The organism is Geodermatophilus sp. SYSU D01176 (assembly GCF_054050015.1).
Window position 1 is genome coordinate 1 of sequence record NZ_JBJGYN010000001.1, and the last position, 21,277, is coordinate 21,277.

The 21,277-nt window shown below is 74.9% G+C and carries 25 protein-coding genes; 11 read left to right on the forward strand and 14 right to left on the reverse strand.

The window, feature by feature from the left end; translation table 11 throughout:
• Nucleotides 1–150: 150 nt before the first annotated feature.
• From ACI78Z_RS00005 to ACI78Z_RS00015, 3 genes are all read right to left on the reverse strand, one after another.
• Nucleotides 151–294, reverse strand: coding sequence for a hypothetical protein (locus tag ACI78Z_RS00005; protein ID WP_457034449.1), 144 nt, complete (start codon nt 292–294; stop codon nt 151–153).
• A 17-nt stretch (nt 295–311) separates the two neighbouring features.
• Nucleotides 312–695, reverse strand: a complete 384-nt coding sequence (locus ACI78Z_RS00010; protein ID WP_457034450.1) for a nuclear transport factor 2 family protein — start codon at nt 693–695, stop codon at nt 312–314.
• A 113-nt stretch (nt 696–808) separates the two neighbouring features.
• Entirely contained in the window at nt 809–1,984 is a 1,176-nt protein-coding gene (locus ACI78Z_RS00015) for an LLM class flavin-dependent oxidoreductase (RefSeq protein ID WP_457034451.1), read from the reverse strand.
• Nucleotides 1,985–2,077: 93 nt separating this feature from the next.
• Between ACI78Z_RS00015 and ACI78Z_RS00020 the strand changes: the two genes are divergently transcribed.
• Nucleotides 2,078–2,992, forward strand: coding sequence for a ribonuclease Z (locus ACI78Z_RS00020; RefSeq protein ID WP_457034452.1), 915 nt, complete (start codon nt 2,078–2,080; stop codon nt 2,990–2,992).
• Here the strand turns inward: ACI78Z_RS00020 and ACI78Z_RS00025 are convergent.
• Nucleotides 2,989–4,593, reverse strand: a complete 1,605-nt coding sequence (locus tag ACI78Z_RS00025) for a hypothetical protein (protein WP_457034453.1) — start codon at nt 4,591–4,593, stop codon at nt 2,989–2,991. The two genes, ACI78Z_RS00020 and ACI78Z_RS00025, sit on opposite strands and share 4 nt — an antisense overlap.
• A gap of 38 nt (nt 4,594–4,631) precedes the next feature.
• Between ACI78Z_RS00025 and mug the strand changes: the two genes are divergently transcribed.
• Entirely contained in the window at nt 4,632–5,141 is a 510-nt protein-coding gene (gene mug, locus ACI78Z_RS00030) for a G/U mismatch-specific DNA glycosylase (protein ID WP_457034454.1), read from the forward strand.
• Between the two features lie 9 nt (nt 5,142–5,150).
• Here the strand turns inward: mug and ACI78Z_RS00035 are convergent, their stop codons facing one another.
• Nucleotides 5,151–5,294 carry a hypothetical protein gene (locus ACI78Z_RS00035; protein WP_457034455.1) on the reverse strand — a complete coding sequence of 48 codons (144 nt, stop codon included), beginning with the start codon at nt 5,292–5,294 and terminating at the stop codon, nt 5,151–5,153.
• Nucleotides 5,295–5,310: 16 nt separating this feature from the next.
• Nucleotides 5,311–5,805 carry an N-acetyltransferase family protein gene (locus ACI78Z_RS00040; protein ID WP_457034456.1) on the reverse strand — a complete coding sequence of 165 codons (495 nt, stop codon included), beginning with the start codon at nt 5,803–5,805 and terminating at the stop codon, nt 5,311–5,313.
• 83 nt (nt 5,806–5,888) lie between these two features.
• On the opposite strand from ACI78Z_RS00040, the gene ACI78Z_RS00045 reads away from it, so the two are divergent.
• Together ACI78Z_RS00045 and ACI78Z_RS00050 are read left to right on the forward strand one after the other, a co-directional pair.
• Nucleotides 5,889–6,347 carry a winged helix-turn-helix transcriptional regulator gene (locus tag ACI78Z_RS00045; protein ID WP_457034457.1) on the forward strand — a complete coding sequence of 153 codons (459 nt, stop codon included), beginning with the start codon at nt 5,889–5,891 and terminating at the stop codon, nt 6,345–6,347.
• An 871-nt stretch (nt 6,348–7,218) separates the two neighbouring features.
• Nucleotides 7,219–7,623, forward strand: coding sequence for a hypothetical protein (locus ACI78Z_RS00050; protein ID WP_457034458.1), 405 nt, complete (start codon nt 7,219–7,221; stop codon nt 7,621–7,623).
• Nucleotides 7,624–8,371: 748 nt separating this feature from the next.
• Here ACI78Z_RS00050 and ACI78Z_RS00055 read toward each other — a convergent pair.
• Nucleotides 8,372–9,052 carry a hypothetical protein gene (locus ACI78Z_RS00055; protein ID WP_457034459.1) on the reverse strand — a complete coding sequence of 227 codons (681 nt, stop codon included), beginning with the start codon at nt 9,050–9,052 and terminating at the stop codon, nt 8,372–8,374.
• A gap of 529 nt (nt 9,053–9,581) precedes the next feature.
• On the opposite strand from ACI78Z_RS00055, the gene ACI78Z_RS00060 reads away from it, so the two are divergent.
• Nucleotides 9,582–10,034 carry an SRPBCC family protein gene (locus ACI78Z_RS00060; RefSeq protein ID WP_457034460.1) on the forward strand — a complete coding sequence of 151 codons (453 nt, stop codon included), beginning with the start codon at nt 9,582–9,584 and terminating at the stop codon, nt 10,032–10,034.
• Nucleotides 10,035–10,253: 219 nt separating this feature from the next.
• The gene (locus ACI78Z_RS00065; RefSeq protein WP_457034461.1) at nt 10,254–10,415 is read left to right on the forward strand and encodes a hypothetical protein; all 162 of its coding nucleotides are present in this window, start codon (nt 10,254–10,256) and stop codon (nt 10,413–10,415) included.
• A 344-nt stretch (nt 10,416–10,759) separates the two neighbouring features.
• Here the strand turns inward: ACI78Z_RS00065 and ACI78Z_RS00070 are convergent, their stop codons facing one another.
• The 3 genes from ACI78Z_RS00070 to ACI78Z_RS00080 form a co-directional block, all read right to left on the reverse strand.
• On the reverse strand, nt 10,760–11,383 hold the full coding sequence (locus ACI78Z_RS00070; protein ID WP_457034462.1) for an MBL fold metallo-hydrolase: 624 nt from the start codon (nt 11,381–11,383) through the stop codon (nt 10,760–10,762).
• Nucleotides 11,384–12,371: 988 nt separating this feature from the next.
• A complete protein-coding gene (locus ACI78Z_RS00075) occupies nt 12,372–12,953 on the reverse strand; it encodes a DUF222 domain-containing protein (RefSeq protein ID WP_457034463.1) in 582 nt (193 codons plus the stop codon).
• Nucleotides 12,954–12,969: 16 nt separating this feature from the next.
• Nucleotides 12,970–13,248 carry a hypothetical protein gene (locus ACI78Z_RS00080; RefSeq protein ID WP_457034464.1) on the reverse strand — a complete coding sequence of 93 codons (279 nt, stop codon included), beginning with the start codon at nt 13,246–13,248 and terminating at the stop codon, nt 12,970–12,972.
• A gap of 350 nt (nt 13,249–13,598) precedes the next feature.
• On the opposite strand from ACI78Z_RS00080, the gene ACI78Z_RS00085 reads away from it, so the two are divergent.
• The gene (locus ACI78Z_RS00085) at nt 13,599–14,975 is read left to right on the forward strand and encodes an FAD-dependent oxidoreductase (protein WP_457034465.1); all 1,377 of its coding nucleotides are present in this window, start codon (nt 13,599–13,601) and stop codon (nt 14,973–14,975) included.
• A 130-nt stretch (nt 14,976–15,105) separates the two neighbouring features.
• Here ACI78Z_RS00085 and ACI78Z_RS00090 read toward each other — a convergent pair whose 3' ends face one another.
• A complete protein-coding gene (locus tag ACI78Z_RS00090) occupies nt 15,106–16,023 on the reverse strand; it encodes a cold-shock protein (protein ID WP_457034466.1) in 918 nt (305 codons plus the stop codon).
• Between the two features lie 144 nt (nt 16,024–16,167).
• Nucleotides 16,168–16,383, reverse strand: coding sequence for a hypothetical protein (locus tag ACI78Z_RS00095; protein WP_457034467.1), 216 nt, complete (start codon nt 16,381–16,383; stop codon nt 16,168–16,170).
• A gap of 185 nt (nt 16,384–16,568) precedes the next feature.
• Between ACI78Z_RS00095 and ACI78Z_RS00100 the strand changes: the two genes are divergently transcribed.
• Nucleotides 16,569–17,156, forward strand: a complete 588-nt coding sequence (locus ACI78Z_RS00100; protein ID WP_457034468.1) for a hypothetical protein — start codon at nt 16,569–16,571, stop codon at nt 17,154–17,156.
• Nucleotides 17,157–17,260: 104 nt separating this feature from the next.
• Complete coding sequence (locus tag ACI78Z_RS00105; RefSeq protein WP_457034469.1) at nt 17,261–18,316, forward strand: 2,3-butanediol dehydrogenase; 1,056 nt, start codon at nt 17,261–17,263, stop codon at nt 18,314–18,316.
• A 3-nt stretch (nt 18,317–18,319) separates the two neighbouring features.
• Here ACI78Z_RS00105 and ACI78Z_RS00110 read toward each other — a convergent pair whose 3' ends face one another.
• Both ACI78Z_RS00110 and ACI78Z_RS00115 read right to left on the reverse strand, forming a co-directional pair.
• Nucleotides 18,320–18,589 (reverse strand): YciI-like protein, encoded by a 270-nt coding sequence (locus ACI78Z_RS00110; protein WP_457034470.1) that lies wholly within the window; start codon nt 18,587–18,589, stop codon nt 18,320–18,322.
• 23 nt (nt 18,590–18,612) lie between these two features.
• Nucleotides 18,613–19,587, reverse strand: coding sequence for an anti-sigma factor RsbA family regulatory protein (locus tag ACI78Z_RS00115; protein WP_457034471.1), 975 nt, complete (start codon nt 19,585–19,587; stop codon nt 18,613–18,615).
• Nucleotides 19,588–19,717: 130 nt separating this feature from the next.
• Here ACI78Z_RS00115 and ACI78Z_RS00120 point away from each other — a divergent pair, with 130 nt between their 5' ends.
• On the forward strand, nt 19,718–20,437 hold the full coding sequence (locus tag ACI78Z_RS00120; protein WP_457034472.1) for a GDSL-type esterase/lipase family protein: 720 nt from the start codon (nt 19,718–19,720) through the stop codon (nt 20,435–20,437).
• Between the two features lie 2 nt (nt 20,438–20,439).
• A complete protein-coding gene (locus tag ACI78Z_RS00125; RefSeq protein WP_457034473.1) occupies nt 20,440–21,228 on the forward strand; it encodes an alpha/beta hydrolase in 789 nt (262 codons plus the stop codon).
• Nucleotides 21,229–21,277 lie beyond the last annotated feature (49 nt).

Below are 21,277 nucleotides of genomic sequence, written 5' to 3' on the forward strand. Positions count from 1 at the left end.
CACCCAGGCGCTACGGCCGCGGCCCGTCCGACCCGGCCCCCCCCACCCCCGCCCCCCCCCCCCCCCCCCCCCCCCCCCCCCCCCCCCCCCCCCCCCCCCCCCCCCCCCCCCCCCCCCCCCCCCCCCCAGGGGCAGGGGACGTACGCGGGATCAGACCCGCAGCGCGTCGTCGTCGCGGTCGTCGCTGTCCGGCCGCGGGGTCGGCTCCGGCGCGGGGACGGCGGCCTGCGCGCCCGACCGCAGCAGCGCCGCGAGTTCCTCCTCGGACTCCACCGCCTCGCCTCGGACGACCATGCCGGCGTGCTCGTCCGTCACCGCGGCGGTGCGGTGGGGGCGTACGCCAGCAGCTGCCAGGACCCGCCGGCGCGGGTCCAGACGGCGAGGGCCAGGTTGTCGATCGTCTTCGGGACGCCGGCGACGTCGACCTCCGCGGTCAGCCGGCCGACGACGACCGCGGTGTCGCCGGAGACCTCGACCCGGTCGACCGGGTGCTCGGCCCGGCGGTACACGTAGTGCCGCGACCGGAGCTTGCCCAGCCACTCGTCCTTGGTGTCGCGGGTGCCGCTGGAGTGGGTGTAGCAGAGCCCGTCGGCGAGCAGCTCCTCGAGCGCGTCCAGGTCGCCGTCCACCATCGCCCGGTAGCGGTGGTCCTCCGCCGCGAGCACCGCCTGCACGTCGTCCGCGATCTCCGCCACGGCGTCATCGTGACCGGTCCGCGCACCGGGACGCACCGCGGGTCCGCCGGTGGGTCGGGCTGACGACACCCGGCTGCCGCCCCGGTCGCCGGGGCGGCAGCCGGGTGCGCGGCTCAGCTCCCGGCCTTCTCCTTCTCGTACCGCTCGGTCATCGTGGCGACCGCCTGGAGCTGCTGGGCGGCGTAGTCCTCCCGCTTGCCCATGGCGTGCTCCTTGGCGTTCAGCGTCGCCTGCGCGTGCGAGATCTCGCCGCCCTGGAAGTGCGGCACCACGTGCTGGGCGATGAGCTCCCAGGAGCGCCGGGTGGCCTGCGGGTTGGCCCACTCGTGGCCGAGCAGCAGCATGCAGCCGAAGCCGCCGGACTGCTCCCACAGCCGCTGCACCTGGGCGCGGGCGTCCTCGACCGTGCCGATCGCCCCGATGCCGGCCTCGTTGATGAAGTCGATCATCTCCTTGGCGTCACCGCCCTCGACCGCCATCTGCGGGAAGGCCGCCGTCTTCTGGAAGTACCGGAACCAGGTCTCGATCCCGTACTGGACGTCGGCGTACGCCTGCTCGCGGGTCTCGGCGACGTGCATGAGCCCGACCAGCCGCCAGTCGCGGCGGGACACCGTCTGGCCGAAGTGCTCCGCCTGCTCCTGCACGACGTTCCAGTGGTGGGCGAGGGCGTCGAAGCCGTCCTGGCTGAGCGTGGCGCCGATGGAGAGCAGCCCGACGCCGTGCCGGCCGGCCATCCGCGGACCGGTCGGGGAGGCCACCGCGGCGACGGCGACCTCGAAGCGCGGCTGGGTGTAGGGCCGCAGGTGCAGCCGGGCGTCGACGAGGTTGTGGGTCTTGGTCTGCTCGGTGACGGTCTCGCCGCGGAGCAGCCGCATGATGATGTCGAGGTCCACCTCGAGCAGCTCGCGGGTGTCGGTGGGGGTGAGCCCCAGCATCATCGAGTCGGTGGGCAGCGAGCCGGGGCCACAGCCGAGCATCGCCCGGCCGCGGGTCAGGTGGTCCAGCAGCACCATCCGCTCGGCCACCCACAGCGGGTTGTGGTAGGCGATCGAGGTGACGCCGGTGCCGAGCTTGATGTGCCTGGTGCGCTCCGCCGCCGCGGCGATGAAGATCTCCGGCGAGGCGATGATCTCCGTGCCGGCGGAGTGGTGTTCGCCGATCCAGGCCTCGTCGTACCCGAGCCGGTCCAGGTGTTCGACCAGTTCCAGGTCCCGTTGCAGGGCCAGCGTGGGGTTCTCGCCGGCGGGGTGGAAGGGGGCGAGGAAGGTGCCGAAGCGGAGCCGGTCCATGGGTCCTCCAGGAGGTCGGGCGACGGATGCCGAACGTAACGTGCGTCACACCCGACGTGAGGACCTGGTCCCACCCCCTCCTACGCTCGCGCGGTGACGGTCCGCGAGCTCGTCGTCCTCGGCACCGCCAGCCAGGCGCCCACGCGCACCCGCAACCACAACGGCTACCTGCTGCGCTGGGACGGCGAGGGGCTGCTGTTCGACCCGGGCGAGGGGACGCAGCGGCAACTGCTGCTGGCCGGCGTCCCGAGCAGCGCGGTCACCCGGATCTGCCTGACCCACTTCCACGGCGACCACTGCCTGGGCGTGCCGGGCGTGGTGCAGCGGATGTCGCTGGACCGGGTCGCGCACCCGGTGACCGCGCACTTCCCGGCGTCCGGGCGGGAGTACTTCGGCCGGCTGCGCGCCGCGTCGGTGTTCCACGACGTCCTCGACCTGCGCGAGGAGCCGCTCGCCGCCGACGGGCCGGTCGCCTCGGGGCCGTCGTGGACGCTGGAGGTCCGCCGACTGGATCACCTGATCGAGACGTTCGGCTACCGGCTGGTGGAGCCCGACGGGCGCCGGATGCTGCCCGAGGCGCTGGCCCGTGCCGGCGTGGCCGGGCCGGACGTCGGCCGGCTGCAGCGCTCCGGGTCGCTGGAGGTCGACGGGCGCACCGTGCGGCTGGACGAGGTGAGCGTGCCGCGGCCCGGCCAGCGGGTCGCCGTCGTCATGGACACCCGGCTGTGCGACGCGGTCCCGGCGCTGGCCGACGGGGCGGACCTGCTGGTGGTCGAGTCGACCTTCCTCGAGGAGGACGCCGCGCTGGCCCGCGAGTACGGGCACCTCACCGCTCGGCAGGCGGCGACGGTGGCGGCCGAGTGCGGGGTGCGCCGGCTGGTGCTCACCCACTTCTCGCAGCGCTACCCCGACCCCGCGCGGTTCCGGGACGAGGCGGCGGCGGTGTTCTCCGGCGACCTGGTCGTGGCCGCCGACCTGATGACCGTCCCGGTGCCGCGCCGCGCCTAGCGCACCTCGCCGGAGCCGTGGTCCCCGAACGGCTCGGTGGCGACGGCGCTGATCGCCACCTCGGCGAGCGCGCGGCCGGCCGCGTCGAGGGTGCGCACGTCCCGCGCGCCCGGCGGCAGGAGGGCGGTGCCTCCGCCGTCGGACAGCGGAACCGTGGCCAGCACGCCGCCGCGCTCGTCGAGGACGGCGGCGGCCGTGGCCGGGGCCGGCGCGGTGACCACCAGCCAGCGGCCCTCCTCGGACGGCTCGGTCTCGGGGGAGGAGAGGTCGCAGACCCGGGCCACGACGAGCCCGGCGACGTCCGTCGACCCCGGCGGGGTGTGCACGCCGCAGGGCACGGTGCGGCCGGCGCCGGTGCTGCCGAGCTGGCCGGCCCACGTGGTGACGACCAGCCCGCCACCGGGGCTGCGGCCCACGACGACGACGGCGCTGCCCGGGACCTCGGGCATCGGCAGGGTGCCCGACCACAGCAGCTGCGGCTGCAGGTCGGCGGGCTCGGCACCCAGCGGGACGGCGATCCCGGTGAGCGCCTGGGCGACCAGCCGGTCGGCGGGGCGGGCGGCGGCCGGGCGCAGTGGCTCGAGCGGCGGGATCTCGGCGGGGCCAGCCGGGAGGGCGGGCGCGGGAACCCCGGCCCGGTAGACCGGCTGCCCGTCGCGCAGGACGCGGACGCTGGTGCCCGCGCCGGCGGCCGTGGTGGGGACCGTGGTCACGGCGAGCCCGCCGTCGGCCGGCACCGGCTCGTAGGTGCGCGCCACCGTGCCGCGCGGGCCGACCTGCAGCCGGGGGGAGACCTCGACCTCGTCACCGGGGGCGGTGACGACGACGAGGGTGGCCGGTCCCGGGCCGCCGACCAGCAGCGACGCCGGCCGGAACGGGCCGAGGTCCTGCGGGACGTAGCGGGTCAGCCCCTCGGGCGGGGCGCCCACGGGGCCGGTGAGCCACACACCGCGGACGTCCTCGTCGACCGTGCCGGCCAGCAGGACGACGCGGCCGTCGGGGGTGTCGGTGGCCAGGACGACGCGCCGTTCCCCGACCGCCGGCGGGGTCAGCGGGCCCCAGTCCGCGCGGCGGGCCGCCTCGACGAAGGCGGCGTCCCCGGCGAGCGAGCCGCGGGTGGGCTCGGTCAGCACGGGGACGTCGGCGGCCTGCTCCCGGGCTCCGGGCTGCCGGGCGCCCTCCGGCTCCCCGGCCTGCGGGACCAGCAGTGCGGCGGCGGTTGCGGTGGCGGCGACCGCGACCGCGAGCCCTCCGCGGCGGAGCCGCCGCTGTCGACGGGCCCGGGCGAGGGCATCGGTCGCGGCCGCGTCGGCGTCCAGCCGCCAGCGCGCGGGCGGGGGCAGCGGGGGCCAGTCGTCGTCGAGCGACTCCAGGACCTGCCCGCCGTCGTCCCGCGTGGCGGCGTCGTGCAGGGCGTCGGCGGCGGTCGTCGCGGGGTCCGCGCCGCGCCGTCCCCAGCGCAGCCGGGTGCGGGCCAGGGCGCGCTGGACGGCGTCCTCGGCCCGGGCCGGGTCCCCGGTCAGCCGCAGCGCCTCGGCGAGGAGGGCGTCGCGCTCGGCGGCGACGAAGCGGCGGAAGGCCGCGTCGGCGCCCTGGGTCATGCCGGCCAGTGTGCGCCGCCCGCGGCTAACCTCGCCGCGTGCCGGGCAAGCCGCTGCGCGACGTCATCGCCCCCGGCCTCGACGTCCTGTTCTGCGGGATCAACCCGTCGCTCACCTCGGCCGCCCGTGGGCACCACTTCGCCCGGCCGGGGAACCGCTTCTGGCCTGCGCTCCACCGGGCCGGCCTGACGCCGCGGCAGCTGCCGCCCGAGGAGGACGCCGAGCTGCTGCGCTACGGCCTCGGCGTGACCAACGTGGTCGACCGCCCGACCCGCACCGCCGCGGAGCTCTCCGCCGACGAGCTGCGGGTCGGTGCCGCGGCCCTGGCCGAGCTGGTGGCGCGGTACCGGCCGCGGGTGCTCGCCGTCCTGGGCATCACGGCCTGGCGGGTGGGCTTCGACCGGCCGCGGGCGGTGGCCGGTCTGCAGCCGGAGCGGGTCGGCGGCGCGGCGACCTGGGTGGTGCCCAACCCCAGCGGGCTGAACGCCCACCACCAGCTGCCCGACCTCGCCCGCATCTACGGGCAGCTGCGGCCGCCCGCCGGGTGAGACCCCCGGTCAGCGGCGGGTCGAGAGGGCGCGCAGCTCGTGGGCGGACTCGACGGTCGGGGCGCGGGCGAGCAGCCGCTCGAAGGCGCGCTCCTCGCGCAGGCGGGCGCGGGTCCGGCGGCGCTCGGCGATGGCGGTGCGCAGGCGCGACATGGCGGTTCCTCTCGGGTCAGGCGGCGGCGGGTGCCGGCGCGCCGGTCAGGGGGCTCTGCACGGCGTAGACGCCGTGGTCGGGGGTGAGGACGGCGCCCGGGAGCAGTCGCCGGAGCAGCCCGACCATGCGGTCGTTGTCGACCTGGACGTCGGCGGTGAGGCGGCGGACGCCGCGTCGCGCGGCCAGGTCGGTCAGCTCGGTGAGCAGCTGGCGGCCGATGCCGACGCCCTGCCAGCCGTCCTCGACGACCACGGCGACGTCGGCCGTGGCCGGGTCGCCCGGGGAGCGGTCGTAGCGGGCCACCCCGACCACCTCACCGCCGACGACCGCGACGAGCGCCTCGCGCAGGTCGTGGTCGACCTCGACGAGCCGGTGCGCATCGGCAGGCGGCCGGCGCAGCGGTGCGTGGAAGCGCCGGTAGACGGTCTCCGGGGAGAGGCGGTCCCACAGCCGGCAGAACAGCGGGCCGTCGTCCGGTCGCACCGGTCTGGTGTCCACGGTGATGTCCATCCCGACCTCCTGAGTTCGTGAGATGAACTCTGCTCCTCCCAAGTGAGTTCGTCAAGCGAACTCAGCTCGCTATGCTGGTGGGCATGAGCGAGGCGCAGTGGGACCGGTCGCGGTGCTCGGTCGCGGGCACACTGGCCGTGGTCGGCGAGAAGTGGAGCCTGCTGGTGCTGCGCGAGGCGTTCCTCGGCGTGCGCCGGTTCGCCGACTTCCAGCGGGTGCTCGGCGCGCCCCGGGCCGTGCTCACCGACCGGCTGAACACGCTGGTGGAGCAGGGCATCCTGCGGCGGGTCCCGTACCAGGCGCAGGGGGAGCGGCAGCGGTACGAGTACCGGCTGACGCAGAAGGGCATCGACCTCCACCCGACCCTGGTCGCCCTCATGGCATGGGGTGACAAGTACCTGGCCGAGGACGGGCACGTCCCCCTCGAGCTGCGCCACCGTGACTGCGGCGAGCCGGTGCACCTGGCCCTTGTCTGCGACGCCGGCCACCAGCTCTCGGGAGCCCGGGACGTCCGGCCGGTGCCACGGGTGCCCGGCGAGTGACCCGACCCCGTCCCCCTGCTCCACCGGCGGCCATGGGTCATCGCTGCGGGGCCTTCTGAGGGCCTCTGGAGGGAGGGCGCATGTCCGGTGGGGTGCCGCAGCCATCGCCGTGGTGCGCTCGAGACGATCACGACGCCTGCCCGCACGTTAGGGAGGTCTGCGCAACGACGTCGGAGGGCCGCGATCGTCGCTGACATCGGCCTGCCCGACCGTCCGGACGCCGCGACGATCGAGTCCCGAGTCCGCGATGCCTTCCTCGCGCACGGCGAGCAGTCGCCGCGCGGTCCGGCCGGGATGTCCTGGGTCCTGGCCGCCGGGACCGGCCGACGGGGCACCCGGTCAGCGAGGCCGTTCTGGTGCGGAGCCCGTGGTCCCACCCGTGCGGTCCGGTGGGCCTGGGAGTCCGGTGCTCACGTCGACGCGGACGACCGACAGTCGCTCCGTGGCATGTACCCGGCCCTCGGGGCGCTCACCGGCGCCGCGGTCCTGCTCACGGCCGCCGCCCTCCGGGCGTCCGGGTGGCAGCGGCTGCCGTGGTCGGTGGCCGCCCTGCTGACCTGGTCCGTCACGATGCGGATGGTCACCGTCGGCGTCGCGGTTGTTACGCGTACCCCTTCTCAGTGTGCCTGCGGAGCTTGACGGCGATGGGATCAAGGGTGTGACGAGTGTGGGCCGTGTCGGTCATGAAGTTCTGACATCCGTGACACTCCGAACATGTAGCGACACTTCGTGCATGTCTGCCTCGACGAGCCCCCCTGTGCCCGTTCCATCGCCTTTCCCGGCGGGAGGTGGAGGAGGCTCCGGGGCATCGCCGCGGCGATGGCCGAGATGGGTCGAGCACGTCGCGCTTCTTGTGGCGCTTATCGGTCTGGTGATTCAGTTCCTGAGCTTCCGTGCCGATCAGCACAAGTGGCCTTACAACGACTACTTGCGCGAAGCCGACCTCGCCGTTGCTGCCCCTGAACTGGTTGCGACGGAGGACGCTGCTGCTGAGATAAGGGGTGACCGGGCACCGGACGGCTACACCGTCTGGGTCGCAGGCCAGGATCGGGCGGGCGACTGGTATCCCATGAGTCAGGCCTTCTGGGATGACGGTCTCAATGCGTATACCGCGATCATTGGTGCTGGCCAAGTGCCAAATCCGGAATTCATGCGTCTCCATCCCGTGGTCGCCAACGCATCTGGGCAGGCTGGTTTGGAGGAGTATCGGCAGAGGGGGGACAAGACTGTGGGGCTCGACAAACTGCCGGACGGAGCTGTCCCCGCGGACCAGTAGGACCTGCGCCGTCGCAGACGTTGAACGCTCACCGCTCCAGCGCATCCCCAGGTGGACTCGGGATGAGAGGCCACCTGCGCGGGCGGGCCACCCGGGGAGGCTCTCCGCCATGCAGCACCCTGACTTCCACGCCGTGGCCACGACGGTCGTGGTCGTGTTCATCCTCGGCGGCATCCAGGGGATGGGCACAGCGCAGGCGGCGGACAGCCGAGTGTTGCGCTCCAAGCTCTGGTATGTGGTCTTCCTCTTGTCCGGGCTGGCTCGTGATCATGATCCCGCTTCGTGCACTGTCAGGCTTCGAGGAGGACACCCCGACCGTGCGCTCCCTTGGTTTTCATCCTCGTGTTAGCCCAGTCAGGTGGAGGCATCGGGGGATTGTTGAGCCAGTACGCGGATCAACATCGTGACGGGCGGTGAGGGGCCGCAACCCTCTCCCCTCGGCGGGATCACGATGACAGTCCTGGTGACGATCCTGGTGCGCACGGCATAGAGCGCCCACCACAGCCGGAGTTCCGGACCATCTGACCCGGGGCGGGGGGTCCTGCGGATTCCCCGCCCCGGGTCACGTGTGCCGCCCTCACGGCGAGCGGGACCGGGTGTCCCGTGATGGCCCACTCGAGGACACCGATGTGGGGGGTCCGAGACAGGGGCGTGAGCGGTCAGGAGCCGCGGCCCGCCTCGCCCCAGCCGGCGCGGGTGCGGACGACCCAGCGGACCCTCGGCCGGTCGGCGCGGGTCGAGCTGCGTCTCACGTCGACCGCTCGACCTCCTCTGCTCCTTCCGCCGCCTCGCGCGGCCCCGGCAGTCCGGCCCCGGCTGACGGCGGCGAGTACAGGAGGGGCTGCCGCAGGTCGATGAAGTCGAACGGCTCCGGGCTGAGGGCCACCAGCTGCTCCATGACCGCCTGCAGCTCCGGCGGCACCTCCTTGCGCTCGCCCTCGCGGGCCTCCGCCTCGGAGGTGAAGTAGATGACCTGGGCCCACCGATCCGGCCCGTGGTTGATCATCACGCTGCCCAAGACCTCGGGACGGAAGCGCGCCATGGCCTCGGTGGGCAGCTGGGCGAAGAGCTCCCTGGCCCGTGCCCGGTCGGTCACCCGGCCCTGCATCACCTGCACGAACCCGGCCCGGTCCGGGTCTCCGGTCAGGTCGACCTCGACGTCCTCGCTGTCGGCGAAGGTCACTTCGCCGTCGAAGAGCCGCTGCGTCTCCTCCCACCACCGGGACTGCTCCGGCCGCGCCGAGTTGCGGGCCGCAGCCTCGGCCGACTCGAAGCGGGCCACCGCGACGAACCGGCCATCGTCGGCGACTCCGACCGTGCTGCCCAGCCAGCCGATCGAGCCGGGCTGCAACTCCCGCATCCACGTGTCCAGCGCCGTCCGCACCGCCTCGGCGTCCGACGTCCTGCCTTGGATCAGCTGAGCGAACATGGCGAGCCTCCCGCCGCCGTCGTCGTCGCCCCCGTGGGAAGGCCGACGCTAGGCCCGCGCAGCGGTCCGGGGGAACCGGTTCGGCGCGGTCCGTGCGGGATCCGACGGCACGTCGCGACGGTCTGGCGCCGGGCTCACCCTCGAGGTCCGGGAACGAGGACGGCGAGCGCGGCGATCCTGCACCGGATGGTGGTGGACGGCGACTTCGTGGGCGGGTGTCCCTCCCCAGGGCAGGCGCTCGGACGGGGCCGGCCCCTGGAGCCATCAGTGGACGATCACCCCAGCCAGGTAGGTGTGCTCACTACGCCTGGCACGCAGTGATGACTCAACGATGCCTCCAAGCGGCCCGCTCTGGGACACCGCACGTCCCCGGCTGCCTCGAGGTGTCCGCAGTGCTGCCACGATGGATGCCCGGAGACCGCCGGCCGCTGGTAGGAGCGCACTTCGGACCAGCGGCTCCTGCCGCGGCGTCACCCTGGGGCTGTCGCCCGGCGGGTCTCGTGCTCACTTCCTGGATGGTGGGGGCGCCATGACGGTCGTCAGCGCGGAACGCATCCTGCACCGCCCGCCAGACGTGGTGTTCGACTTTGTGGCCACCCGGCACTTCGAGAACCACCCACGATGGGATCCGGACCTGCTGGAGATGAGACAAACATCTTCAGGACCGGTCGCGCCCGGCACGGCAGCCCACGTCATCCGTCGTCAAGGTCGCCGACGGGTAGAGGGCACCGCCACCGTGACGGACTACGAGCCATGTCGGCGGGCGGCTTGGGATGTGCGATTCGGGGCCTTCGCCCTGCACCAGGCAGTCGACCTGCTGCCCGAGCAGGGAGGCGCCGCTACTCGTCTGCGGCTGTCCATCGAGACCCGCGCCAAGGGGCCGATCAGGTTCCTCCTTCCACTTCTCCGCGGACGCTTTCAGCGCACCATGACGCGCAGCTTGGCGAGCATCGACTCATTGGTGGGAAAGGGCACCCGGTGAGGAGCACGGGATGGGCACACTCCGGCAATGACGTCCCCGGTGACTCAGAGAGGGGTGTTCCGTGGACGTTCCACCGTCGTCTGTCGCTGAAGCCTCCCTTCGGCCGAGCCGGCAGTGGTGCCCCCAAGCGGCCCACGCTGGGCGATTGGGGGAGGAAGTGCTGGCGCGCCAGGCGGTACTCCCCTTCCCGGCGGGATCGGCGACTCCTAGCGTAGGCCCATGAATCGGAAGCCACTGCGGTGCCGGTTCGGGTTCCACTCCTACGTCCAGCGACACCCGGACGGCGAGCGGCCCTTGGGTCCGGACGACAAGATCTGCCAGCGGTGCGGGAAGCGCACGGGCGCCCCGTTCGGGAAGGCGCCGTGGGTCTTCCCCGGGTGACGTTCTCGGCGGTCGTAGTGGAGGCGTCAGTGGCTTCTGACACGACCTCTGACGCCGAGACCGCCTCACCGCCGGATGCGACTTCGCCGACCGGTCCGGCGTGCGAAGCCGAGCGTCGCGTGTCCTCCTCGACCCGGCGACGTCCGGCGGACTGATCCCGCCGACAACCAACCGCCTCTGACCTTCCGGTCCGGGCGGACCGTGACCTGTGCGAAGGATTCCCCAGCAACCCGCGAAGACCTCCAGTGACGCCCCTTGGCGCGGGCGGTGCAAGCGGCTGGAACGTGGCCCTGAAGCCGCCCTCGGTCTCTGAACGGCCCACTCGGGGACACCTGCGCGATGCCCTAGTGGGCGCGGGGTCGCCATGGCTCGTGCGCGTGCGCGAGCCAGACCATCTCCGGGTCGAGCCCGCGTATCGCCAGCTGGCCTTCGGTCTGCGGCTCGTCGAGCTCGCCGAACCACACCGCTGCGTCGCCGGCGACGACGGCCGGACGCCCGCCGGTCTCGACGACCACCACCTGCGTGCCGGGTGTGTGGCCGGGTGCCGGGAGGAGTCGTAGCCCGGGAAGCAGCTCGAGCTCGCCGTCGGCCGGCACGTACCGCACTCCGGGCGCCTTGACCCACTCGCGGATGGTGTAGTCGTCCTGGCTGCGCGCGTCGTCGAGTTCCCGACGCTGGACGTAGACCGGCTTGCCGGCGAAGAGGTGGTTGCCGCCGCAGTGGTCGAAGTGCAGGTGTGTGTTGACGACCATGTCGATGCCGGCGGGATCGATGTCCTGCTCGCTCCATGGGCGGAGGCGGGGATCCATGTCGGCGACCAGCGGGTGCAACTCCGTCATGCCGGTGTCGACCAGCACCCGCCCATCGGGATGGTCGATGACGTGTACGTAGACCGGCATCAGCTCGCCCCCGGCGAGCAGGTCGGCAACCTGGACCGGCGTGATCGTGGTGGAAGCGGGCGCGTTCACCGTGTACCGACCGGCGGGGTGGTGGTTGGGGCGAGCGTCATGGAGGGCTCCTTCAGCGTGCTTGTGGCTGGCGCGACCTGCTCGAACAGTCCGTGGTCGACCGGCAGATGGCTGCTGAGCGAGGTCACGCTCATGCGTAGACGGTGCGAGCTGTCACGACTCATCGCTGCGATCGGCGCCTCGAAGAAGGATGACCACCGTTCTCGGTCCCGGAGATGGGCCTCAGCGGACTCCGTTGACGGGCGCGGGTGTCCCTGAAGCCGCCCTTGGAGACGCGGGTGGGGCACGAGGATCTGCAGGCAGACGTCAGAAGGGCGGGGGGTCGTCTGGCGGTGGCTGTTCGGGCGGCTGTTCGGGGGTCGGGTGCGGACGCGGGGCCCGGTCAGCTGCGGGTCCGGTGGCCGGCTGGTGCGGGTCACCCCGCTGGGTGCCCGCACCGTGAAGATCCCGTCGGGGGTCGTGGCGTCGGTCCAGCCGGGGGGCGAGGGTCTTGGGCCGGTGGTGCCGGCGGCACCGGCAGCACAGGGTGGCGCAGTCGGTGGCCCCGCCGCGGGCGGGAGGACGTGGTCGGCGTCGGCCCAGCCGGTCCGGTTGTCGCAGCCGGGATGCCGGCAGGTGCGGTCCCGGGTGTGCAGGAACCGGCGCTGCGCGGCGCTGGACTGGTACGCGTCGGTCGGCTCCGGGCGGCCGATGAGCGGGCAGCCGCAGGCCCCGGCCGGAGGGGTGGGGCAGCCGCGGCGGGCCGCCTGCCGCAGCTCCCGCAGCGTGGCGACCGCCTGCGGGGCGCCGGTGCCGTCGGTGCAGGCGAAACCGACCGACCCGTTCGGTGGTGCCTGGAGGCCGATCGCGTCGAGCCGGGCGAGCAGGTCGCGCCCGTGGGCGGCGGTGACCGGGGTGCCGGCCACCGCCCCGGCCGGCCCGGCCACCGCTCCCGGCGGGGTGAACGCGCCCGGCACCGGCGCGCCCGACGCCAGGAACCGGTCGAGGGTCAGCGCCCCCGGCGGCACCGGCACCTCGAGGTGCGCGGCCACCGGGTCGGGCACCCGCCACGGGCGCAGCACCAGATCGGCGAGGACGCCCGAGCGGAGCAGGCCGAGCGGCCGGTCGTCCCCGGCCTTCCTGGCCCGCCGGGCGAGCTCGTCGATGGCCGCCTGGCAGGCCGCGGCCAGCTCGTCGGGCAGGCCGGCGACCAACTCGCTGACCCGTCGCCGACCGGGCGGCGGCGCACGGTCACCGCGCGGTGCGCCCGGTCCCGCCGCCGGTCGGCGTCGCGGGCGGTCAGCTCCGCCCGCAGCCGCGCCTTGACCCGGCGGATCGACAGGTCCGCGGCCTGCGGCAGCACCACCGCCTCGACCGCGGCGAGCACCGCCGGGTCGGTGCCGCGCACCTGCCAGCCCAGTGCCTCGGCGAGGGTGCGGGCCCGCGGCCAGTCCAGCGCCCCGGCCGCCAGCGCGGCCAGGGTGGCCGGCAGCGGCCCGGTCAGCGTCAGCGCGTGCTCGGTCAGCGTGGTCGTCGACGCCCGGGAGCAGTGCAGCGTGAGCGCCAGCTCGTCGGGAAAGAACGCACTCATGCCCTCCGGCGCCGAGTCATCCCCGGCATCCGCCGCCCCCCGGCCCACCGGGCCGCCGGTCGGCCGACGCCGGCCGGTCGGCGGCGAATGCGGCGACCAGCTCCAGCTCGTAGGCCGCGAGCTCGGCCCTGGCCCGCTGCACCCGCTGCAGCTCGGCGGCCTTCTCCTCCGGCGTGCGCGCCCATACCGGCAGCTCACCCAGCGGCGGGGAGGAGGTGGGCGGTGGGCCGAACTCCGGCGGGCACGGCGCGAGGTCGGCCACCGTCAGGCCGACGCCGTACCCGCTCCCGAACACGCCCCCACGCTAGGCCGGGGGTCTGACACTCTTCGGCGTCTGAGCTGCGGATACGCCGTGGAACAGCGGAGGGCCTGCGGAGCAGATGGGCCTGGGTGGATCAGGTCTGCCGCTGCGGGTGCGTCAGACGGGCTGCGGTCCGGACGGCGGGGGAGCCGACGGGTCGGTCGGGCCGGGCACGGGGAAGGGAGCCGGTTCGGGCGGCGGTACGGGGTCCACGGGGGACGGTGTGGGCGAGGGTGGCTGCGGTCCGGGTGGGGGAGGCACGGTCATGGACCGACGCTAGTCCCGCGCCGCGCCACGGGGCAGCTGACCGGCGGCGGTCCGCGCGACGCCCTAGCGTCCGGGGCGTGAGCGGACGCGTGGTCGTGATCGGTGGGGACGCCGCGGGCGGGAGCGCCGCGGCGCAGGCGAAGAAGCGGCGTCCGGACCTGGACGTCGTCGTGTTCGAGCGGGGCCGGGCGACGTCGTACTCGGCCTGCGGCATCCCGTACTGGATCAGCGGTGCCGTGGAGTCCGAGGCCGACCTGATCGCCCGGACGCCCGAGCAGCACCGCGCGATGGGCGTCGACGTCCGGATGCGGACCGAGGTCGTCGGCATCGACCTGGACCGGCGGGTCGTCCACTGGCGGGACCTCGAAGGCGGCGGCACCGGCGTCGAGCCCTTCGACCAGCTGGTGTACGCCACCGGCAGCGTGCCCATGCGGCCGCCGGTGCCGGGGATCGACGTCGACGGTGTCTACGGGGTCCAGACACTCGACGACGGGGTGGCGCTGCGCGCGGAACTCGAGCGGGGCGACCTCCGCCGGGTGGTCGTGGTCGGCGGCGGCTACATCGGCCTGGAGATCGCCGAGGCCTGCCGGATCCGTGGGCTGGAGGTCACCGTCGTGGACCGGTCGGCCACGCCGGTGGGCACGTTCGACCCCGACGTCGGCGAGTTCATCGCCGACGCCGTCCGCAAGGAGGGGATCGACCTGGTGCTCTCCGACCCGGTCGCGGCCATCGAGGTCGACGCCCGCGGCCGGGCGCGGGCGGTGGTCACCGCCAGCGGCCGCGAGCTGCCCGCTGACCTGGTGGTTCTCGGCCTGGGCGTCCGGCCGGCGGTGCGGCTGGCGGAGGAGGCCGGGATCCCGCTGGGCACCACGGGGGGAGTCGAGGTCGACGCGCGGATGCGCACCTGCGTCGAGGGCGTCTGGGCGGCCGGCGACTGTGTCGAGTCCGTGCACCGGCTCTCCGGGCAGCGGGTGGTGGTGGCGCTGGGCACGCACGCGAACAAGCAGGGCCGGGTGGCCGGGATCAACATCGGCGGCGGTTACGCCACCTTCCCCGGGGTCATCGGCACCGCGATCACCCGGATCTGCGATCTGGAGGCGGCCCGCACCGGGTTGTCCACTGCGGAGGCGGAGGCGGCCGGGTACCAGTTCGTCACCGCCGTCGTCGACTCGACCACCAAGGCCGGGTACTTCCCCGGCGCCCAGCCGATCCGGGTCAAGATGATCGCCGAACGGCGCAGCGGGCGGCTGCTGGGTGCCCAGATCGTCGGCAAGGAGGCGGCGGCCAAGCGCGTCGACGCCCTCGCCATCTGCATCTGGAACGAGATGGGCGTCGACGAGATCCTGTCCCTCGACCTCTCCTATGCCCCACCGTTCTCGCCGGTGTGGGACCCGGTGCTCATCGCCGCGCGCAAGGCCTTCGAGGCCGTCGAGGCCGACGTCCGGCTGCTCTGACGCGCGCCCGCCGGCGCCGCACCCGAGGGGGCGCGGCGCCGGCGAGCAGGCCCCGTCCAGAGCACCGCTCCGAGCGTGCGAGGCGTGGGGAGGACGGGGTCCTTCTCCGAGGCGTGGGGGGGTGGTCCTCTCAGGCCGGGTCGACGCGGTCGGCCTGCCGGCCGCGCTGCCCCTCGCTGGCCTCGAACTCGACCCGCTGCCCCTCGTCGAGGCTGCGGTAGCCGCCGCGGTCGGCGATCGCCGAGTAGTGCACGAAGACGTCGGGGCCGCCGTCGTCGGCCTCGATGAACCCGAAGCCCTTCTCCGCGTTGAACCACTTCACCGTGCCGGTGGCCCGGCCGCCGCCCGACGGACGACGGCCCGCGCCGGCGCCGCCGCGGCCGGCGTCCCGGCCACCGTCGCGGTACCCGCCGGAGTCGCGGTCCCGGTACCCCCCGGAGTCGCGGTCGCGGTAGCCACCGCCACGCGGGCCGGCGTCACGGTAGCCGCCACCCCCGCCGCCCCGCTCGGCGGACCGCACGTCCTCGGCCTGCGGGCCGCGCTGGCCCTGGGTGACGTCGAACTCGACCCGCTGGCCCTCCTCCAGGCTGCGGTAGCCCCCGCTGTCGGCGATCGCCGAGAAGTGCACGAACACGTCGGGGCCCTCGTCGTCGGGCTGGATGAACCCGAAGCCCTTGTCGTCGTCGAACCAGGTGACGGTGCCGGTGCTCCGCCCCCCGCGCGACGGCCGGCCGCGGTCGCCGTCCCGCCCGCGGCCCCGATCGCGATCGCCTCCGCGGTCGCGGTCGCCCCCGCGGTCCCGGTCCCGGCCGTATCCGGCGTCCTGGCGCCGCGGGGCGCCGCCGACCGGCCGCACCGTGTCCGCCTGCGGCCCGCGCTGCCCCTCACTCGCCTCGTACTCCACCTGCTGGCCCTCGTCGAGGGTCCGGAACCCACCCTCGTCGGCGATCGCGGAGAAGTGGACGAAGACGTCACGCCCTCCGTCGTCGGGTGCGATGAACCCGAAGCCCTTCTCGGCGTTGAACCACTTCACCGTGCCCTGCGGCATCCAGCTGCTCCTGCACTGCTCGTGACCGGCGGGCCCGTCCCACCGGCCGTCCTCCGGCCACGCTCTCCCGGACGGAGGCGCGGCCGTGCCCTCAAGCCTCCCTCACCCGCCGCACGCCCGAGCGGGCACCCGGCGGGACGCCGGTCACGTCGCGGGGTCCGCGTGCGGCCGGCGGGCGGCGGCCATGCGGTCGAGGCGGTCGTCGAGCAGGTCGTCGAGACGGGCCTCGGCGGCCTCGCACGCGGCGACCGCCGCGGCGCTCGGGGACTGCGCGAACGCCGACCTCGCCGCGCCGAGGTCGCGGTGGGCCTCGGTGATGCGTCGGTCGATCTCGGACACGGGGACGACGGCGGACGTCATGGGGATCTCCGCGGGGGACTCGGACCGGGCCGACTGTCCGAACTCCGGTCGCCGGGTGGACATACCCACCGACGGGCGTTCCCACCCGCCCTGGCCGCGATCTCCCCGGGCGTGTCCCGTTACCGGTGCGGCCACCCGGGTAGGGGTCGGCACTCCAGACGGGCACACCACCGACGGAGGACCAGATGACCACCGACACCGACAACCACTTCGTCGCCCAGGCGGTGCACGACCTCGGCTCGGCCCTGTGGTTCGGCGGGGCGGTGATGGGCATCGCCGGCGTCAACAAGTCGGGCCAGGACCTGTCCCAGGGCCTCGACCGCATCCGGGTGGCCGGCTCGGCGTGGAGCCGCTTCCAGCCCGCGCAGTTCGGCGGCATCGCGGCCACGCTGCTCGCCGGGCTCCGGCTCACCCAGGTGGGGCGACGGCGGATCGCGCTGCAGAAGGGCTTCGGGACGGTGGGCGCGCTCAAGGCCGGCCTGGCCGTGGCCGGTGCCGGCGCGACCGCGTACGCGGCCTACAGCGGCAACCGCATCGGCAAGGCCGCCGAGGAGGCCGCGCGCCAGGGGCAGCAGGTGGAGGTCAAGGACGCGACGCTGCCGACCAGCGGCACCCCGGCGGAGGTCGCGAAGTGGCAGAGCCGGCAGCGGGTGACGCAGTTCCTCGTCCCCGCGCTGGCCGGCGCGAACATCGTGTGCAACTCCTGGCTGGTGCAGTCCTACCGGGCCGGGGCGACGGCGAAGGGCGTCCTGCGGCGGCTGCTGCCCGACTGAACGGCGGCTGCAACCGGCTGCAACGCTCCCGGCCCCGGGCCGCGCCGCGGTGAGCTGCCGTCAGCCCCTCACCGAGGAGGGGGACGACGGACGGAGACGACGCCATGAAGGCAGCCCGGTTCCACGGACGCGGCGACATCCGGGTGGAGGAGGTGCCCGAGCCCCGGGTGCGCCCCGGCACGGTCCTGGTCCAGGTGGAGTGGTGCGGCATCTGCGGCACCGACCTGCACGAGTACCTCGAGGGCCCGATCTTCGTGCCCACCGCCGAGGCGCCGCACCCCCTCACGGGCGAGGGCGCGCCGGTGACCCTCGGGCACGAGTTCGCCGGCGTGGTGGCGGAGGTCGGCGCGGGGGTGGACGACGTCCGGGTGGGCGACCGCGTGGTGGTGGAGCCCTACGTCGTCTGCGGCCGCTGCGACGCCTGCCGGCAGGGCCGCTACAACGTCTGCCGGACGCTGGGGTTCGTCGGCCTCTCCGGCGGTGGCGGCGGCTTCTCCCGCTACGTCGTGGCCGAGCGGCGGTGGGTCCACCCACTGGGCGACCTCGGCACCGACGTCGGCGCCCTGATCGAGCCGCTGGCCGTCGCCTACCACGCCGTCCGGCTCTCCGGCGCGCGGCCGGGGCACTCGGCGGTCGTCTTCGGCGCCGGCCCCATCGGGCTGGTGACGACGGCCGCCCTGCGCGCCGCCGGGGTGGAGGAGGTCGTCGCGGTGGAGCCGGCCGCGGCGCGCAAGCAGAAGGCGGCCGTCGCCGGCGCGTCCGCCGTGCTCGACCCGCGCGAGGTCGACGTCGTCGAGGCGGTCGACGAGCTGACGGAGGGCCGCGGCGCGGACGTCACCTTCGAGTGCGCCGGCGTCGACCAGGTCCTCGCGACCGCGATCCGCTCCACCCGCGTCGGGGGCACGTGCGTCAACGTCGCCATCTGGGGCCACGACGCGCAGGTCGCGATGAACGACCTGGTCTTCCGCGAGGTCAGCGTGCTGGGCAGCCTCGCCTACGCCCACGACCACCCGGCGACGATCGAGATGGTCGCGAGCGGCCGGGTCGACCCGTTCCAGTTCATCACCGGGCGGATCCGGCTCGACGACATCGTCGAGCAGGGCTTCCGCGAGCTGATCGAGAACAAGGAGCAGAACGTCAAGGTCCTCGTGCAGCCGTGAGGGTCAGCCGACCACGACGTCCCAGGGCCGGACCGTCCAGCCGGTGACCAGGCCGTGGACGACGTACGGGTCGGACTCGGCGAACCGCTCGACCACCTCGCGCGGCGCGGTCCACACCAGCAGCGCCCGGTCGTAGGGGTCGGGCAGCGCGCCGGCCATGAGCAGCTCGCCGCGCTCGTGGGCCGCCCGCGCGAGGGCCAGGTGTTCCTCCCGCAGGGCGGCCCGGCGCTGCAGGTAGTCCTCGGCCAGCGTGTACTCCAGGAGCAGGTGCACGCCGGCAGTCTCCCAGGAGGGGATCAGCGCAGCGCGGTCGTCAGCCGCACCGTGAGCCCGTCCGGGCCGGAGCCGATGTCGACGTGGTCGCACAGCTGGCGGGCCAGCCACACGCCCATGCCGCCGCGGGAGAGGTCGTCGCCGTGGGCCGGGCCGTACCCGGCGAACGGGTCGTCCAGGCCCGGCCCGTGGTCGGTCACGGTGCACACGACCCGGTCGGCCGACGTCCACAGCCGCAGGCCCACGGGGGGCGCGCCGTGCCGGAGGGCGTTGGACGTCGTCTCGTCGACGGCGAGCAGGAAGTCCTCGACGACGTCGCGCGGGCCGCCGACGGCGGCGAGCTCGGCGGCGAGGGCGTGCCGCAGCGCGATCGGGTCGGTGACCTCGTCCACGGCCAGCCGCGGAGCGGAGTCCTGCAGCGGCTCCGGCGGTACCGGGAGCCCGCGGAGGTACTCGGCGGGGTCGACGAAGCGCGGGTTGGCCGTGCGCGAGCGGCCCGTGACGACGGTCGGGTGGGTGCGGGCCACGGACTCCAGCACCGACTCGGGCAGGCGCGCGGTGTCGAAGACGCACAGCCCCCACAGCGGCCAGGCGGCGAGCGCGTCGTTGAGCACCGCCTCGTAGCGCTGCCACTCCAGCCACTCGCGCTCGGTGCGCCCGAAGTCGGTCTCGCCGATCACCCGGATGCGCCGCGCGCCGCCGGCGGTCAGCTCGTCGGCCAGCCGCCGGAACAGGGTCACCGCCGCGGGGGTGCGGCCGGCGTAGGCCGCGTCCCGCTCGACCACGTGGACCCGCTCGCCGCCGTCCACGGCGGCCAGGACGACGTCGGTGGTGGCGGGGGAGGCGGCGACGACGACCGCCTCACCGGCGGCCAGGCCCTCCCGCACGAAGGGGACCGTCGCGGCGGCCAGCTCGTCGGAGGACGAGAAGAACAGCGCGTCGTGCAGGTGGCGCGGGCCGGGGACACGGGCGACCCCGTGCTGCAGCACCGTGTCCACCTGTCCGTCGTCCCCTCGTGTCCGGGCCCCCGATCGCCGTACCACGGTAGCCAGGGCAGCGGCGCAGCCGCCCGCCGAGCTGGAGCGGTGTCGCCCACGCCGGGCCTGCGCGCGGGGGCAGGATGGCCGGGTGACCGGCTGCGGGGGGTACGTCGCGCTCGGCGACTCCATCTCCATCGACGACTACTCCGGCGGCCCGGGCCGCGGCGGCGCCAGCCTGCTGTTCGCCAACCGCGACGACGACTTCCCGGAATGGCGCGGGCGCGACCTGCGCAGCACCGCACCCGGGACGACGTTCACCCTCCTGGCGACCGACGGCGCGACGACCGGCACGCTCCTGGACCGCCAGCTGCCCCGGTTCGCGGCACTCCCGACGCCGCCCGCGCTCGTCACGGTCACCATCGGCGGGAACGACCTGCTCGGCGCCTACGGGCACACCGCGGCCGCGCGTGCGGTCGTCGCCCGCGTCTCCGCCGCGCTCGACCGGGCGCTGGCCGCGATCAGCGCGGGCCTGGCCCCTGGCGGCCGGGTCGTCGTCGGCACGGTGTACGACCCCAGCGACGGCACCGGCGACGCGGAGCAGCTGGGCCTGCCGCCCTGGCCGGACGCCGTCGCGCTCATCGCCGAGCTCAACGACGCCCTGCGCCGGGTCGCGGCCGGGCACGGCGCCGCGGTGGCCGAGATCGCCGAGCACTTCCGCGGCCACGGGCTGACGGCCGGTGACCCCCGGCGCGCCGAGGCGCGGCCGGAGCAGCGCGACCTGTGGTTCTGCTCCCTCATCGAGCCCAACGCCTGGGGTGCCGGCGGCGTCCGCGCGGCGTTCTGGGCGGCCCTGCACGGCGGCGGCTGACGGTGGACGCCGCGGGCGCGAGCTGGACCCGCCGGCGGGTGCTCGCCGCTGCCGGGGCGCTCGCCGGCGTGGGTGTCCTGGCCGGGTGCGGGATGCCGCTGCCGGCGGCGCCGGGCAGCACGGACGCGGCCCGCCTGACCGCCCGCCCACAGCGGCAGCCCGGTGCCGTCGCCCCGCCCGCGGCGGGTACGCAGCCGGTGGACCTCGGGGTCGAGCGGCCGCCGCTGCTGCACGTGCCCCCCGGTCTCGCGGCGGGCCGCGCGGCGCCGCTCGTGGTGGCGCTGCACGGTGCCGGAGGGGACGCCGAGGCGGGCCTCGGGGTCCTCGGCGGCCCGGCCGACGAGCACGGCCTGCTGGTCCTGGCACCGGCCTCCCGCGGGTCGACGTGGGACGCGGTCACCGGCGGCTCCGGCGCGGACGCCGCCCTGCTGGACCGGGCCCTGACCCGGGTGTTCGCGGCCGTGCCGGTCGACCCGGCGCGCGTCGCGGTGGCCGGGTTCTCCGACGGCGCCTCGTACGCGCTGGGCCTCGGCCTGGCCAACGGCGACCTGTTCGGCCGGGTGGTCGCCTTCTCGCCGGGCTTCGTGACCGGGGCGGCGCGGGAGGGGCGGCCGGCGGTGTTCGTGTCGCACGGCGACGCCGACGACGTCCTGCCCGTCGAGCGGACCAGCCGGCGGATCGTGCCGGCGCTGCGCGACGAGGGCTACGACGTCACCTACCGCGAGTTCCCTGGCGGGCACGCCGTCCCGCCCGAGGTGGTACGGGAGGCCGTGAGCTGGCTCGCGGGGTGACGGCGACGGCGCGGGGAGCGCGCGCGCCCCAACGGGCGTAGCGTCCGCA